Origin of the sequence: Thalassoglobus polymorphus (genome assembly GCF_007744255.1) — a bacterium.
GTDB lineage: Bacteria > Planctomycetota > Planctomycetia > Planctomycetales > Planctomycetaceae > Thalassoglobus > Thalassoglobus polymorphus.
This window is the reverse complement of record NZ_CP036267.1, coordinates 4,580,586-4,595,273: the sequence shown is the minus strand read 5'-3', so window position 1 is coordinate 4,595,273 and position 14,688 is coordinate 4,580,586. Positions and strand designations below refer to the sequence as shown.

13 protein-coding genes are annotated in these 14,688 nt (G+C 49.4%); 7 read left to right on the top strand and 6 right to left on the bottom strand.

Going from position 1 to position 14,688, the window contains the following annotated elements:
* The first annotated feature begins 505 nt into the window (after positions 1-505).
* The 5 genes from Mal48_RS16545 (at position 506) to Mal48_RS16525 (ending at position 6,419) form a co-directional block, all read left to right on the top strand.
* Positions 506-1,447 carry a LysM peptidoglycan-binding domain-containing protein gene (locus Mal48_RS16545; protein ID WP_145202013.1) on the top strand — a complete coding sequence of 314 codons (942 nt, stop codon included), beginning with the start codon at positions 506-508 and terminating at the stop codon, positions 1,445-1,447.
* A gap of 434 nt (positions 1,448-1,881) precedes the next feature.
* Positions 1,882-3,231, top strand: coding sequence for a ribosome biogenesis GTPase Der (der, locus tag Mal48_RS16540; protein ID WP_145202010.1), 1,350 nt, complete (start codon positions 1,882-1,884; stop codon positions 3,229-3,231).
* Positions 3,232-3,304: 73 nt separating this feature from the next.
* Entirely contained in the window at positions 3,305-4,693 is a 1,389-nt protein-coding gene (asnS, locus tag Mal48_RS16535) for an asparagine--tRNA ligase (protein WP_145202007.1), read from the top strand.
* A gap of 274 nt (positions 4,694-4,967) precedes the next feature.
* Complete coding sequence (gene yacG / locus Mal48_RS16530) at positions 4,968-5,204, top strand: DNA gyrase inhibitor YacG (RefSeq protein WP_145202004.1); 237 nt, start codon at positions 4,968-4,970, stop codon at positions 5,202-5,204.
* Positions 5,205-5,333: 129 nt separating this feature from the next.
* Positions 5,334-6,419 carry a hypothetical protein gene (locus tag Mal48_RS16525; RefSeq protein ID WP_145202000.1) on the top strand — a complete coding sequence of 362 codons (1,086 nt, stop codon included), beginning with the start codon at positions 5,334-5,336 and terminating at the stop codon, positions 6,417-6,419.
* Positions 6,420-6,452: 33 nt separating this feature from the next.
* On the opposite strand, the gene Mal48_RS16520 is transcribed toward Mal48_RS16525, so the two are convergent.
* The 3 genes from Mal48_RS16520 to Mal48_RS16510 form a co-directional block, all read right to left on the bottom strand.
* Positions 6,453-7,541, bottom strand: coding sequence for a phosphatidate phosphatase App1 family protein (locus Mal48_RS16520; RefSeq protein WP_145201997.1), 1,089 nt, complete (start codon positions 7,539-7,541; stop codon positions 6,453-6,455).
* A 5-nt stretch (positions 7,542-7,546) separates the two neighbouring features.
* Positions 7,547-7,987 carry an alternative ribosome rescue aminoacyl-tRNA hydrolase ArfB gene (gene arfB, locus Mal48_RS16515; RefSeq protein WP_197441767.1) on the bottom strand — a complete coding sequence of 147 codons (441 nt, stop codon included), beginning with the start codon at positions 7,985-7,987 and terminating at the stop codon, positions 7,547-7,549.
* Positions 7,988-8,501: 514 nt separating this feature from the next.
* A complete protein-coding gene (locus tag Mal48_RS16510) occupies positions 8,502-9,551 on the bottom strand; it encodes a DUF1559 domain-containing protein (RefSeq protein ID WP_145201991.1) in 1,050 nt (349 codons plus the stop codon).
* Positions 9,552-9,967: 416 nt separating this feature from the next.
* Here Mal48_RS16510 and Mal48_RS16505 point away from each other — a divergent pair, with 416 nt between their 5' ends.
* Together Mal48_RS16505 and Mal48_RS16500 are read left to right on the top strand one after the other, a co-directional pair.
* A complete protein-coding gene (locus Mal48_RS16505) occupies positions 9,968-11,116 on the top strand; it encodes an N-acetylglucosamine-6-phosphate deacetylase (RefSeq protein WP_145201988.1) in 1,149 nt (382 codons plus the stop codon).
* 245 nt (positions 11,117-11,361) lie between these two features.
* Positions 11,362-11,646 (top strand): hypothetical protein, encoded by a 285-nt coding sequence (locus tag Mal48_RS16500; RefSeq protein WP_145201985.1) that lies wholly within the window; start codon positions 11,362-11,364, stop codon positions 11,644-11,646.
* Between the two features lie 22 nt (positions 11,647-11,668).
* Here the strand turns inward: Mal48_RS16500 and Mal48_RS16495 are convergent, their stop codons facing one another.
* From Mal48_RS16495 to Mal48_RS16485, 3 genes are read right to left on the bottom strand one after another with little or no spacing between them, the layout of a single operon-like run.
* The gene (locus Mal48_RS16495) at positions 11,669-13,246 is read right to left on the bottom strand and encodes a hypothetical protein (RefSeq protein WP_145201982.1); all 1,578 of its coding nucleotides are present in this window, start codon (positions 13,244-13,246) and stop codon (positions 11,669-11,671) included.
* Between the two features lie 60 nt (positions 13,247-13,306).
* Entirely contained in the window at positions 13,307-14,233 is a 927-nt protein-coding gene (locus tag Mal48_RS16490; protein WP_145201979.1) for an ABC transporter ATP-binding protein, read from the bottom strand.
* Positions 14,230-14,646 carry a GntR family transcriptional regulator gene (locus Mal48_RS16485; RefSeq protein ID WP_197441766.1) on the bottom strand — a complete coding sequence of 139 codons (417 nt, stop codon included), beginning with the start codon at positions 14,644-14,646 and terminating at the stop codon, positions 14,230-14,232. Before Mal48_RS16485 ends, Mal48_RS16490 begins: the two co-directional genes overlap by 4 nt.
* Positions 14,647-14,688: the final 42 nt, after the last annotated feature.

Genomic DNA, 14,688 nt, shown 5'->3' with positions numbered 1-14,688 from the left:
AAAAATGGTATTGCCTGTCGACAAAAGGATATCGCAAAGCCAGCGAAATTGCTCGTTCAAAGTCCTGACCATCTCTTTGCAAAGAGAACCTGAACTTCAAGAGACCGATTGCGAATAAGTTTTTCGAAAAGACCCGCGTGTCGAGTCCGCCAGCAAAATTCTGTAAGACACAATCGTAACATTTGATCTAAATTTATGGGGGCAGGTGCATTTGGCTTTCGAGAGAAAGCACGAATGCGCATGTAAGACCGGAGTAATTGTTACAATCTTTGGCCAAATAGCAGAATCGGTCTCAAGTCTCTCCAGTTCATTGAGCCGAACCGCTCTCGCTGCCGATCTGATTGATAGGACATCTTCCGAATAGGTGTTCAGGTTCTGCCTCGTGTCGAACAGCAATTTTATGAGAGAAACGTGTACATCACGGGCACAGATAGCATGAAAATCTTCGAGATGTGGATGCGACAACTGCTACAGATTTAAGCTGCCACTGGTAAAGCAACACGATATGCGAAGTGATGCAAAACTTGGACTCGCATTAGGAATGCTCGTAATAGGGTTTGCGATCGCGTTCTGCTTCCCGCGTGGTGGTTTCGTACAGCCCTCAGCACGCAGCGATTCACATCCCCAGCAAGACGAGCATCAACATGCTGACTTTGTCCAAATCCGTACGCTGCGGGAGGAAGGGACTCAACGAGATGGAAAGAAATCGTTGGCGCAACTGAACCAACCTTCTCAGAAGAAAAACGTTTTGCCCTCCGTCCGTAAAAGTGAAACGATCGCAATCGAAACAAACAACGCTCAAAACTCGCAGGCAGTCGTCATTTCTCCCGATGCGGGAATCGCGGAGATCCTTCCAGCAGAAAACCCCGATCGCCCCAAAGTCAAAGAAATCGTCCCAACACCTGCTCGCAAACCGGACCCGAAATCTCATGCTGGAGTCCAGACATATCGAGTTCAACCGGGAGATACACTTTCGGGAATCTCGATGAAAACCTTTGGAAGTTACAGCCGCTATCTCGATATTTATGAGGCAAACAAAGATCAATTGAACAGTCCTGATGACCTGCGTCTGGGCCAAGAGCTACGTATCCCGAGATCTGATTCCACCCCCCAGTCTTCGCAGACAGAAGTTCTCGTCGAGAATAAAGAGGGGGAAGTGCTGAAGGAGGAAAACTCCGCAGAAGTTCTGCCGGAGAATCTGCCGAAATTTCGCAACCCGGGGCGCACACCGTTTCTCTCCGAGCGAAGATCTGATGAAGTGACCCATCAAATACAGCAAAGGGAGGTCCGAACCTACGTTGTTCAGCCGGGAGATTCATTGGAGAGAATCGCGGTCCAGTTCTTCGGCACAGTCCGAGCAGTGGAGCAATTGAGGCGAGCAAATCCAGAAACAACTCGAAATCCGAGAAGCTTGAAGCCGGGAACTGTTCTTAAACTGGTTCCTTAATTCATGTCCAGGTTTCGCTTGTGGAACGGAGAGCGGGGCTGATTCTGCCCGGATCAGCCCCACCCATCGGACGATGTCGTCTCATTTCAGCAATTTTCGGTCATCAAACCACAACATCTGCCCATTTTTCACATGCGGTCACAGCGGCGCTTTCTTTAAAACCGCTCGATGCTTACGATTCCTGTAGTCTGCTCCCTAAATGTGGAGAAAGGACATTGCACTCACTAGAGTCGATTCAATATTGGCCTATGCGTTTTGCCTCGTGGCGAGCAGTCTATGAAGTCATGAAAGTGATCTTCACAGGCCCGGCAAATATTGAAAATGCTCTAACCCTGAATGAGTGATCTTCACCTGAGCAATGGCAGCGGTTTCGCGGTATTGTTCTGGAATTGAAGTGATCCCTGCTAAAACGCCTCACTCACCCGATCAATCTCATGGCTATCCCGAAAGTTGCAATTGTTGGTCGCCCGAATGTGGGCAAGAGTTCAATCATGAACTGGCAGGCGGGTAAGTTCGTCTCTGTCGTGGACCCCACTGCTGGCGTGACCCGGGATCGTGTTGAATATCTGATGCATTACAAGGATCGATACTTCGAACTTGTCGACACCGGAGGGATCGGAATTGTTGATTCAGACGATCTCAGTGAAGATATTGAGCACCAGATCGATTTCGCGCTTGCAGAAGCAGACCTGATTTTATTCGTGGTCGATGGCCAACAGGGAATTACTCCGCTCGATAAAACCGTTGCGAACCGACTCCGCAAAATTGAAGTTCCCAAGCTACTGGTTGTGAACAAGTGCGATTCGCCCAAACTCGACCCGGACATGTTCCAGTTTCAGCGTCTGATCAATTGCGAGATGATTCAGACAAGCGTGAAAGGGAACCGTCACCGTGCAGAACTTCTTGACCTGACCGTCGGGATGCTCCCTGAAGCTGATGACGATGAAGCTACTGCAGGTGACACTGAATCAGAGTCTCCTGAACTGAAGCTGGCGATTGTCGGACGCCGAAATGTCGGGAAAAGTACATTTATCAATGCGTTGGCAGAAACCGATCGTATGATCGTCAGCGAAATCGCTGGCACCACTCGAGACAGCGTCGACATTCGCTTCGAGCTTGACGATAAGTCCTTTGTCGCGATTGATACACCGGGCGTTCGAAAAAAGAAAAGCCTTGCGAACGACATTGAGTTCTATGGTCTGGTCCGCGCCCAGAAAAGTATTCGTCGTGCGAATGTTGTGATGGTCTTCTTCGATGCCAGCCAGAAGATTTCTCGTGTCGACAAGCAACTGGTGGATAAAATTGTCGAATCCGCCAAGCCTTGTATCTTTGTTGTGAATAAATGGGATCTTGGACTCGAAGAAGAGATGACGAGCGAGAAGTGGGCTGAGTATCTCTTCACGACCTTCTCGATGCTGCGGCATGTCCCGGTTGCTTTCATCACTGCCAAAGATTGCAGGAATATTAAGCAACTGATCAACCTGTCGCAGACGATCTACAAACAGTCTCGCGTGCGGATCTCGACAGGACGATTGAACAAGGTTGTCGCAGAAGCGTATAAGGCGAATCCACCGCGATATAAGAACAATCGACGCGGCAAGATTTTCTATTCGACGCAAGTTGCAACAGAGCCGCCGACCATCGTCATGAAGTGCAACGAACCCAAGTTGTTTGACAAGAACTGGAAACGGTTTTTAATGGGGTACATGCGGGAAAAGCTTCCTTTCAAGGAAGTTCCAATCCGGTTGTATTTTCGCGGCAAAACAGGCAAGGATGAAGAGTAAATCCTGCCGTAAGAAATCGCTGAGCTGTACACCTTGAGTGTGCAAATGGTAGGAAATTCGAAGGAGCAAATTGATGACCGCCGTCAACCCACGTGTTGCCAGCTTGTTGTACGAAGTCGCCCCCGGAACGCAAGTCGATGTTTCCGGGTGGGTCCGATCAAGGCGTGACTCCAAAGGTGGGTTCTCCTTCATCGAGCTCAACGACGGGTCCTGTATGTCAAACTTGCAGATCATCGTCGATGCCGATGTTCCGAATTACGAAGACTCCATTAAAGATGTCACTACGGGAGCGAGTGTTCGCGTGACCGGAGAGTTGAAGGAATCTCCCGGAGCCAAACAGCGTGTCGAAATGCAGGCGAAGACTCTCGAAGTTCTTGGCACCGCAGATGCCGAGTCGTATCCACTTCAAAAGAAACGGCACAGCTTCGAATTCTTACGAGAAATTGCCCACCTCAGACCTCGAACGAACACCTTCGGTGCTATCGCACGTGTGCGTAATTGTGTTTGCCGTGCAATCCACGATTTTTTCCAGGAGCGTGGTTTTCTCAATGTGCAAACACCGATCATCACGACAAGTGACTGCGAGGGCGCAGGGGAGATGTTCACTGTGACGACATTGCCTCCTTCGACGGATGGTAAACCGGTCGATTACACACAGGACTTCTTCGGGAAGCATGCGTCGCTGACTGTCTCTGGTCAACTTGAAGGTGAAATTTACGCAACCGCCGTCGGCCCTATCTATACATTCGGTCCCACCTTCCGGGCAGAAAATTCTCACACGACTCGGCACTTGGCTGAATTCTGGATGGTTGAGCCGGAAGTCCCCTTCTGTGATCTCGATGGAAACATGCAACTTGCAGAGGACTTCATCAAAACGATCGTGAGGCGATGCCTGGATGAATGTGCTGAGGATATGCAGTTCTTCAATGACCGCATCGACAAAACGGTTCTGGAGACAATGAACAACATCCTGGAGCATGAGTTCAAACGCATCTCTTATACAGAGGCAGTCGAACTGATTTTGAATAGCGGAAAGGAATGGGAGTACCCTGTTTCCTGGGGCTCAAACTTGCAGGCTGAGCATGAAAAATGGCTCACGGAAGAACACTTCAAGCAGCCGATCATTGTCTTTGATTATCCTCGCAGTATCAAACCATTTTACATGTACTGCAACGAGGATGGCAAAACGGTTCGCGCGATGGATGTCCTCGTTCCCGGTGTTGGTGAAATTATCGGAGGCAGCCAACGGGAGCATCGTCTAGATGTTCTTGAAGCACGCTTTCAAGAGTGTGGACTCGATCCTGAAGAGTATTGGTGGTATCTTGATCTACGCCGTTACGGAAGTGTGCCGCATGCCGGTTTCGGACTGGGGCTCGAACGCATGATCCTGCTCTTGACCGGAATGCAAAACATTCGCGACGTCATCCCGTTCCCACGGACTCCGAACAACGCTGAGTTTTAGGGCATCTTCAATGCTTGTCGAGTCTGTTAGCAACAGATTGCATGACTTCATTATCTGCTCGTTTCGGTGTCGCTGCGATATCGAGGCGTACACTTTTGTAGCTGTGTGAAGAATTGACTTCGTGAGAATTCCTCATTTTGATTCCCACTGAAATACATATTTCAGAACTGATCCCGAAACTTGAAATTGCTCTCTCAAACGTTGAGGAAAGCGGCTGTTCCAGAGGTTTTCGGACTGGTTCTCATGACTCTCAGAGACGATCTTCAGGTCAGACATGATTCACCGACTTCCTTGCCCGATTTGCGATAAAGAGCTTCCCATCGAAATTGATGGGAATTCAGCGATCTTCCCGTTTTGCAGCCCCAACTGCAAAAATGTCGATCTGTATCGCTGGATGAATGGAGAATATTTTGTCAGCGAGAAGCTGACCCCCGAAGAAATGTACGAAAAAATCTCACAGTTCGAAGAGTCGCAAGAAGAACTCCCACCAGAGTCCGGAGAGTCCTTTTGAGCTGCGAATCGCGTCGATGACAAGCGATTCTGGCATCGCAAGTTTCGACTTGGTAAAAGAGCTCTTGTGAGGAACTGGCGTGTCTCCGTAGGATAGAGATGATTCACATCTCTCTTCGGGAACAGTTCTATGCGACGCTATTATTCATTCGCGTCTTTCATCGTTGTTTTTGCGACGCTTGTCATTCTGTCACAACGATCTGCTTCTGCGCAGAACCCCGCAGACAAAACGATTCTGACTATCGAAATCATGCTCCCGCAAATCACGGGGAATCCTCTACAAGCACAGCAGTGGGGCCGAGTGTTTGAAAAGATGGGAGAGTCTGTTCAGATTCGCCAGCCGTTGCCAAGTGATAAGCCAGAAATCAAAGAGACGAAACGGGGGACGTTTCGTGTTTTGAAAGTGATTGGCGAACTTGACCGAAAGGGGACCTTAAACTTCCCCGGAAAATCATTTCAGATGAACGAAGCTGCTGCGATAGAAGCGTGGCTGAATCAACTCAAAGTTTTCGGTGCTCAAGGTGCTCCAGACGGTCAGAAATTCTGGGGACTCAATCAGGAGCAATTTGACGCGGTCGTTAATGCGCTCAGCACTCCAATTGCGACAGAAGTCAACGGCGAACAGTTGAAGGACATTCTGGACAAGCTTCCCATCGATAAGAGATACCCTGTAATCGTCCATCCAGATGCCAGGGAAAAATTCTTCAAGGTCGAGTCAGCGAAACTCTCGCAAGAGCTCAAAGGAATCTCTACCGGGACAGCTTTGGCGGTCATGCTGCGAGAGCACGGATTTGGATTTCGGCCTCAGCGAATGCCCGATGCTTCAATTCAGCTGAGTATCGAATCGCTGGAGTCCGTGAAGGATGCCTGGCCGGTCGGTTGGGAGACCGACCAGTCTGTCCCTCGAAATCAAATCGTTCCAAAGCTTTACGAGTTTGTGAAAACCGGCTTTGAAGAGGCTGCATTGCAACGAGTTCTTGAGGCGATTGCATCACAAACGAAAACACCCATTCTGATCGACTTTCGACTTTGTCAGCAAAAAGAAATCGATGTTGCCACGGTCAACGTCTCGTATCCCACCAAGCAAACTGCCTGGTCTCTGGTGATGGAGTCGGTCGTGCGGCAAGCTCGGTTGACCAGTAAAATCATGCTTGACGAAGCTGGAAAACCTTTTGTCTGGGTTGCACCATTCATTCCGTATCAGCAGAAGAGATGAGGCGGCGGAAAGCGAACTTGCAAGATGAATCGATCAACTGGAAACAGCATCCGGAATCAATGCAGGGATCTCCTCGGGTGAGTCGAAGACCGTCTGTTTCTCTTCCGGGATGTTTGAGAGAATGCGACGGATGACATCGCGTGAATATTTGTGATGCCCATTCTCGATATACCGAATCGCTACGTGCTGAACCTGGGGACCGAATTGGGAAGCAATTTCTGCATAGAGTTCGGCGTCGCGTTCGCCGGAATCTCCACAAAGGATGAACCGTCTGCTCGGGTAGGTCCGCATCAATGTTTGAATCGTTTTACGCTTTGACTCGTATGCGATTTGGCGTTTCCAGTCTTTACGAAGTTCGCTCAATTTCATGTTGCGCAAATGAACGCTTCCAAGTGGAAACTCATCCTTGTCCAGCCACGCGAGCATCGGTTGATAGAGCGGCCAGGGACTGGAAGAGACGTAGTGAATACTGGCTCCGGCGCGGGCCCAGTCCTGGTAAATTTTCGCCATCATCGGAACAGCCTGAAACTCACGACTAAATGTGTTCGCCAGAAGTTCTCTACGGTCAGCGATATTCGTGATTTTGATTGTATCGTCGATATCAGAGACGATTGAGATCCCTTCCGGCGGAATCAGTTCAATTTCTCCGGCGAACAGTCGCTCATCTTCTTCCGGAAGGTGGGCAGCAAATTCGACAAATCTGCGGCCGAATTCATCGACCTGAATCGATGGTTCCAATTCCAATTCCGGAACTGTCAGGGTTGTGTAAAACTGCCCGTCTGGCGACGAGCGAGGAAGCTCAAAGGCTTTTTCTGCAATCGCAATCGGAACGGACTTGTTTCGTTTGTTGACGTTCAGAAAGAGGTACGCTCGATCTTTGAACCGCTTGTGTGTCTGCTTCCCCTTCTCAGGCTTAACCACCCGTTTGAAGAGATGCAGCAGGACATGCTTGCGGATATGCCGACGTGTGGGGGCGAAGATTGAGCCATGAACCTCAAGATGCCAGCATCGGCCCAGAGGACTGTAGTGCGCGACACTCCGATAGAAAATTACCTGCTCCCGAGGATGCACGGCAACTTTATTGTTTTCCGAATGACCCAATGTTTCGCGGGATTCTGCCATATGGACTAATCGTTCAACGAAGGTGGACGACGTAATCGTTTCAACTTCGATTTTTCTTTTTTGTTACGTAAGCGTTTTTCTTTGACCCAACGAGGAGTTCGTGTTTTCTTCCTCGCCTTGGGCACTTCCATGGCCCGAACGATGATTTCTTTCAAGCGGTTCAAACATTCCTGGCGATTTTTCTCACGGTCTCGTGAAGTTTGGCAATCAATCCGCATGACCCCTAGCTTATTGATTCGATTTGCTTCTCGCTGCCTTAACCGTTCTTTAACTGGCCCGGAGAGTGCGGTCGACTCTTCGAGATTCCAATGAAGCTGTGCTTGAGAGTTCACCTTGTTCACATTTTGACCACCTGGCCCCGAACTTCTGACAAATTCAAAGTGAATTTCAGCCAAAGGAATCGCAACGCTGGAACTGATCACCAATTCTGTTTCGGAAGTCTCCATAATGAACTCTCTTATCATCCTTAATTTCTGCTGAGCATTCAATGTCTCGAACTTCAAAAACTCAAGGGGAAACGATTCCGAGTCCTGAAATTTTAGAACTGGTCTCAAAACTTGCTGTTCACTTCTCTGATACAGAGAAAGGTCGCAATTCCATAGGTTTTGAGACTGCTTGTAGAGTTTTTTGAAAACGACCTAAACGCGCGACCTCGTGAATATCCACGATTTGTTCCATGAAAAGCACGCTCCACCGATACAGGAAACCCGTAAGTATTCGAAACCACAGATTCCTGAGAATGGGGTAGATAGCCTAACCAAAGAGCTGATTGATGCGTATGGGGTCTTCCTCGCAGATCTCTATGATGATCGATTTCCTCAGTGCCCGAGAGGCCAAAATCAGGTTTTCCGGACAGCTCTTGAGAATTTTCAGAGATGATAGTCCGTATACTCTCTCGTGAAACGCAGCGTCGTTCCAAAGAGAACCGTTCTTCATGGGCACACGGTAGAGTAAACTGCTCTAGAATTTATCGGCGAGATCGTTGCTTTGAATTGTCGATAGGTGCTGGAGCACTCCGTATGGGGCTTGTGTACTCGAATCGATATTTTCTGAGAAGAATCGAACCGATCCATCTGCCAGCGCGGCATGAGCGCCGCCGGTATGGGAACTTTGCAGGCCGCTGAAAAAACCTTTGGTGGATTTTTTGTTGATGCCTTCAGTGGTTGCAGTCAGAACTTGTTCCTGATTGAGAGGAGTGGAGACGCCAGCCCAGTTCAATCGCCAGTCTTTCACCTGTTTTTGCTGGAATTGAAACGGAAGACTGATGATTGTCGATTTGCGTGGCATCCGAAGCGAGGCCTCACCGATTAGCAATGTCTGAGAACCGCCGTCTCGAATGTCTTTGAAGCGGACTCGGCTATTGAGGTAGAAGACTCCCTCAGCTGGCAGACACGGCTCTTCGGTGAGCGTCAGATCTTCATGTTTGAGGCTGGCGACGACAGTTGCGCACGGCAAGTCCATCCAGTTTACGCCTGTGATTGCGGAGTAGCTTGAATAAGCATATGCCCTTGATTTTACGAGCGATTCGTACTCTTTAGACTCAAAATGGATGGTGTCAATGGGGCATGAATATGAGTAGATTTGTGTTGCGACGAGCGACGCGTTTGGAGTCGTGAAAGCGATTCCAGCAGGTGCTGAGTCGCTGGAGTTGCTTAGCGAGATATTCACGCCTGTCTCGAAATTTATTCGTAGGAAGAGTGGGGTTTGGTCAAGATACGGGAGCAGCAACGCTCCCCATCCCCATTCATTCTGCAAGCTTTTCTCCCGAATTCCCATGATGGAAATATATCCCGGTGGAAAGGTTGCTTGAGCGTCGTGGTAGTTGTGAAGCGCCAACGCAATTTGCTTCATATTGTTCTTGCATTGGACTGATCTGGCAGAATCGCGAGTTTTTTGAATCGCCGGGAGTAGAAGTGCGATGAGCAAAAAGATAATCGAAATCACCGTGACAAATTCGATGACAGTAAATCCGCGGAGATTGTGGAATTTGAATTTGTGGAGTTTGATCATATCACGATCGAAGTCAGGAGGATTCAGGCTGCCGCGCGGATGGAGTCGGTCTGCTTTTGTAGGCTCGATCCAGAACCAGTCCGAAAACTTTTGGAATAATTGCTTTTCTCAACGTTTGAGGGAGCGATTTTAAGTTTCAGGATCAGTTCTAAAACCAGTTCGAAAACTTTTGGAATAGTCGCTTTCTTCAACGTTTGAGAGAGCGATTTTAAGTTTCAGGATCAGTTCTAAAATCAGTTCGAAAACTTTTGGAATAATTGCTTTCTTCAACGTTTGAGAGAGCGATTTTAAGTTTCAGGATCAGTTCTAAAATACTCACCGGCAAAATCAGACTGGTAGCGTGTGCGCGGACGGACGTTTTCAATACGATAAGTTGAACACATCCGTTTGTTAATTTTTAGCAGAGTTTCATTTTCATGCGAGTTCAAGCCAGAGAGTTCCGTAGCCAACAACCAGTCGAGATTGTCGTTGAAGATGGAAAGATTGCAGCAATAAACGAGATCGAGAGTGCAGAAACACTCCCAATCGTTGCTCCCGGCCTGTTCGATCTGCAAATCAACGGATATGGCGGAACATGGTTTAGTGATGAAAAATTGACGGTGGAAAAGTGCCTGGAAGCCCTCCGGGCACATTACCAGTACGGAATCACGCATCTGTTCCCGACTTTGATCACCAACTCCTATGAAGCTCTCGAAAATGGATTTGCCATAATCCGGCAAGCTTGCGAAAAGGAAGCCTGGGCGAATCGAATGGTTCTCGGCTGCCACCTCGAAGGGCCATACATTGCGACTGAAGATGGACCACGAGGAGCCCATCCTCTCGATCAGGTCCGAGCTTGCGACTGGGACGAAGTTCAGCGATTACAGGCCGCTTCAGGAAATCGAATTCGCTTGTTGACGCTCGCTCCTGAATCCCCCGGAGCACCGGAATTTATCACCAATTGTGTGAACAACGGGATTGCAATCTCCATCGGACATACCGCTGCGAATACTGAACAAATCGGAGCTGCCGTCGCCGCCGGAGCCACTCTCAGTACGCATTTAGGAAATGGTGCTCACGGAACTCTTCGCAGACATCCCAACTATATCTGGGATCAACTTGGCGAACCGAAATTAACAGCCAGCATCATTTCTGATGGTCATCATCTCCCTGCAAGCGTCGTCCGTTCGTTCTACTTCGCGAAGGGGAAAGATGGAATTGTTCTGACGTGCGACGCCTCTGGACTGGCAGGTTGTGAGCCGGGCGTTCACGACTACCACGGAGCAAAGTTTGAAGTCCTGGAAAGTGGAAAAGTCGTTATCGCAGGGCAAAGTCAATTCCTGGCTGGATCAGGTGTTCAGACTGATGTTTGCATTGCCACAATGGTCGAGATGACCGGCTGTTCGCTCGCTGACGCCTGGGACATGGCGACCATCAACCCCGCCAGAATTTCACACGTAGAGTGTGCAAAGCTCGCAGTCGGAAAGCCTGCGGATTTTGTGCTGTTTGAGCATGATTCGGCGAATGCGAAGCTGCACGTGCTGCAGACAATCGCTGACGGCGAGGTCGTTTTCGGCAGTTTTTGACACTTTTACAGAGGCTATTTTTCAACATAATCATGTAGCCTATGTGCAACACCCCACAACATGTTGTGGGGTGTGCTGTCTGAAGCGGGCTGTTGCAAAAATGAACTGTTGATATCGTGAGAATCCAAAGGTAAATTCTGCCGTAGACGCATTGGATGCGTCAGCCGCTGACTCGATCAACGCGAATTCGGTTTGAGTCAGTACACAACACCTCCTTCAATTCTCCAAGTTGAAAGGACTCAAGGATGAGTCAACTCTCTCTCTTCGCCGGTCCCGATCTCATCGAAGAACCGCAGATCTTTTCTTTCAAAGAATACGCTTCAAAATCAAAAGGCTTTCGCTCAACCGGGATCGAACAGCGTGCTCGTCTTCGTAAAGAAAATCAAAGCTGCCCATGTTGCTCACGGGTCACAGTCGAGCCTGTTGAACTGGAAGACAGCCAATACGGACGCAACGGAGCCAAAATCGCCGGGACTGGCACAATCGTCGGCTTCAGTTGCAACGCTTGTGGCCACGAATGGCCCGTTTAAGGGACGCTTCAGCGCACACTATTTACCCCGGCGACAATGAAATCTCTTTCTTAATCAACCAGCCAGAGAGAGTCGCTCCACCGATAATAAACGGCCCCAATATCAGTGGTCCGGCCAGCAGTGCGAACCAGGGATCGTATCCCGTGTGTCCGGAAGAGACGTCGCCCCAGGCGCTGAGGAACGAGATCGGATGAAGGCTGTAAATCGCTTCCGGTCCGAGAATAATCGCTAGAGCTCCGCAGACTGCAAGGATTGGTGAATAGACCGGGTGTCGAACGCTGCACGCTGCCAAGGCCGCCATTGAATAAACAAACAAGTGCAGCAATATCGGGAAGATCGAACTCACACCGTACAGGACAAGCTCTCGGTAGTATTCCTGTCGAAACATTGGGTGTATTAACTCTGGGGAAGGTATGTGAGTTGTGATTCGGTGCAGGGCTGTCATTGGCAGATCGAAGCATCCGACGATCACAATCGCTCCCGCAAAATACTTCAACCAGAACCAGCGACGGGGTGAGATCGGCCGCGATCTCCAGAACGTGTACAGGTTCGGTTCAAGTTCATGCACGAAGGTCCCCGTGCCAATGATCAGTGCGAGTACGCATCCCATGAAGGGGGCAAACTGGTCGAGGATAAATCTGGAACGCTCCTGACTCATTTGTTCCATTCCGGACAGCAACAAGACAACTGTAATTCCAGCCACAACAACCGGAATTGATTGTCGGTACTGCATCCAGAACAGGGAAGATCGGGCTGATTTTATAGGCGGACCGAGTTTGCTTTGGCTCTGCTCTGGAACGAACTGAAATCGATTCAAGAAATCGAGGCTCAGAACACGTTTGCCTCCATATCTGCGGGCAGTGATGGCACATAAGGTGATGATCGTTCCAGCTTGAATGCAGAACGCGAACAGCAAATGAGGTTGCTGAAAAAAACGATCAAGCATCAGGTAAAAAGCGGGAGTGATCGAGAAGATCGTGAGCCTCACTAACCCGGCACTCTTTGGAGCTGAGGCACTCGAAACAGATACCATCCCGACATAGAACAGCAAAACGATCAGAACGATTCCAATTAATCCGGCACGTAGATCAGACTTCTGATTCACAGTAATCGCTACGATCCAGGCGTACAAATTCGTACAGACTCCAAGGCCTAGCATGTGGACAAGGAACAAGCTGAAATTCGCTGAAACTTTTCTGCCGATAAAGAGTTCCTGGAGTGTATTCGGATTGAGAAGACCAAGTCTGGTGAGCACTGCTGCCGCACACATCAAGACGATCATGCTTACAAGCAGCGGGATCGCCAGCACAAACCAGCCGACAACCACTCGCACCAAACCAATTTTCCAACTTGAAAATGGAAGAGTACGCACGAAGCCAATAGAATTGCTCGATTGCTCTCCCGAACTAACTCCCATTCCCAAATAGAGAGGGGCGAGGAGAACGTAGCTGTAGATCACAGCCACAACTCCCACCAGATCTTTCCCTTCGGATTCGATCAGCCCGGCAATTAAAATTGCGAGAACAATTCCAATCAGTGAGAGCAGTTTCCACTTCTGCTCATGAAACTCTTTCCAGATCAACGTTTTCCAGATGTTCATAGATTGGCTCTTTATGTAAGCAGGTCTTTCAGAATTTTTCCGGACACTTAACGTGTTCGACTAAACCGGCTGATTCGCAATTTCAACTTCCGGAAAATCGAACCGGATTTCCCTTTGGCCAGCGACAAAAGCTTCGAAGATTTCATCCAGATTCAAGTCCACCGTGCGGTGTTCGATCCCTGCCCGCTGCAGCAACTCGATTGCGTTGACTGCGTCGTCGACAGTCAGGTTGACTTCGCCTGCACTGACTCGCCCATCGAGAATTTTGAGCTTCGAGCCAATTTTGGCGACCGCAGCAGTGTCGATAGAAATTCGTTTCACCTGAGCTCTTAACTCTTCTGTCGGAGCTTGGCGAACGATTTTTCCCTCGTGCAAAATCGCGATGATATCTGCGATTGGTTCGACTTCGTACAACAGGTGCGAACTGTACAGCACAGTCCGCCCCTCAGCTTGTAAATGCGTCACCAGATCTCTGTTGAAATCTCGCCGCATGATCGGATCAAGCCCGAGTGCAGGATCGTCCAGGACAACGAGTTCCGGACGGTGAGCCAAAGCGAGCAGCAACCCCACGCGAACGGTTTGCCCTTTCGACAGGTGTTTCACTTTCGTACGCAATGGCAAGTCAAACTGAGTGACATACTGCTGTGCTAACTGATGATCCCAGGTGGGATAAAACGGTGCGATGAATCGGATCAGTTGCTCTACTCGCATCCAGCCGAACATCGTCTGATCTTCCGCCAAATATCCGACAGTACTGCGGACTTGAATTGGATCGATCGCTGGATCATTCCCCAGCACGGAAATTGATCCAGAATCCGGTTTCACAAGTCCCATGAGTGATTTGATTGTTGTCGTCTTTCCAGCCCCATTCCGCCCCAGGAATGCAAAGGTCTCTCCTTTCTTGACATCCATGTCCAGGCCATCCAGAACGATGTTAGTTCCAAACTGCTTGTGAATATTCTTGGTTTCGATCACAGAATCAGTCATTTGTGCTCTCCTTTCGACTCGGAAGAGTGGTCCTGTTGCAGTGACAGTTTCAACGCATCGTCAAGCAGGGCATGCAGCCCAGAGTCATTAATTCCCAGCATCCGCCCGTGGCGTACCAGTTGCGTCATCTCATCAAAGAAGTGCGTTCGCTGACCGTTGAGTTGCTCGGTCGGAAGGTTATTGGAAACGAATGTTCCTTCGCCGTGCCTCATCTCCAGAAGTTTCTCAGCGGTCAGTTTTTCGTAGACTCGAAGCACCGTGTTCTGATTCACCGCCAGATCGCGAGCAAGTTGCCGGACCGAAGGAATCTGAGTTCCGGGCTTTATTCGCCCGGACAGGCATTGCGCCCGGACCTGATCCGCAATCTGCCGGGAGATCGGCACTGCAGAACCTTTCTCGACGCGTACAAGCATTTGGGTTTCCTCGTGTAATTCACTGAAGTGACTACAGTTGTA

What these genes read in the sequence shown, in the direction of transcription:
- Mal48_RS16505 (WP_145201988.1), top strand. Translation starts at nt 9,968, where the DNA reads ATGCGAGTTCAAGCCAGAGAGTTCCGTAGCCAACAACCAGTCGAGATT.
- Mal48_RS16500 (WP_145201985.1), top strand. Translation starts at nt 11,362, where the DNA reads ATGAGTCAACTCTCTCTCTTCGCCGGTCCCGATCTCATCGAAGAACCG.
- asnS (WP_145202007.1), top strand. Translation starts at nt 3,305, where the DNA reads ATGACCGCCGTCAACCCACGTGTTGCCAGCTTGTTGTACGAAGTCGCC.
- Mal48_RS16495 (WP_145201982.1), bottom strand. Translation starts at nt 13,246, where the DNA reads ATGAACATCTGGAAAACGTTGATCTGGAAAGAGTTTCATGAGCAGAAG.
- Mal48_RS16485 (WP_197441766.1), bottom strand. Translation starts at nt 14,646, where the DNA reads ATGCTTGTACGCGTCGAGAAAGGTTCTGCAGTGCCGATCTCCCGGCAG.
- der (WP_145202010.1), top strand. Translation starts at nt 1,882, where the DNA reads ATGGCTATCCCGAAAGTTGCAATTGTTGGTCGCCCGAATGTGGGCAAG.
- yacG (WP_145202004.1), top strand. Translation starts at nt 4,968, where the DNA reads ATGATTCACCGACTTCCTTGCCCGATTTGCGATAAAGAGCTTCCCATC.
- Mal48_RS16510 (WP_145201991.1), bottom strand. Translation starts at nt 9,551, where the DNA reads ATGATCAAACTCCACAAATTCAAATTCCACAATCTCCGCGGATTTACT.
- Mal48_RS16545 (WP_145202013.1), top strand. Translation starts at nt 506, where the DNA reads ATGCGAAGTGATGCAAAACTTGGACTCGCATTAGGAATGCTCGTAATA.
- arfB (WP_197441767.1), bottom strand. Translation starts at nt 7,987, where the DNA reads ATGGAGACTTCCGAAACAGAATTGGTGATCAGTTCCAGCGTTGCGATT.
- Mal48_RS16490 (WP_145201979.1), bottom strand. Translation starts at nt 14,233, where the DNA reads ATGACTGATTCTGTGATCGAAACCAAGAATATTCACAAGCAGTTTGGA.
- Mal48_RS16520 (WP_145201997.1), bottom strand. Translation starts at nt 7,541, where the DNA reads ATGGCAGAATCCCGCGAAACATTGGGTCATTCGGAAAACAATAAAGTT.
- Mal48_RS16525 (WP_145202000.1), top strand. Translation starts at nt 5,334, where the DNA reads ATGCGACGCTATTATTCATTCGCGTCTTTCATCGTTGTTTTTGCGACG.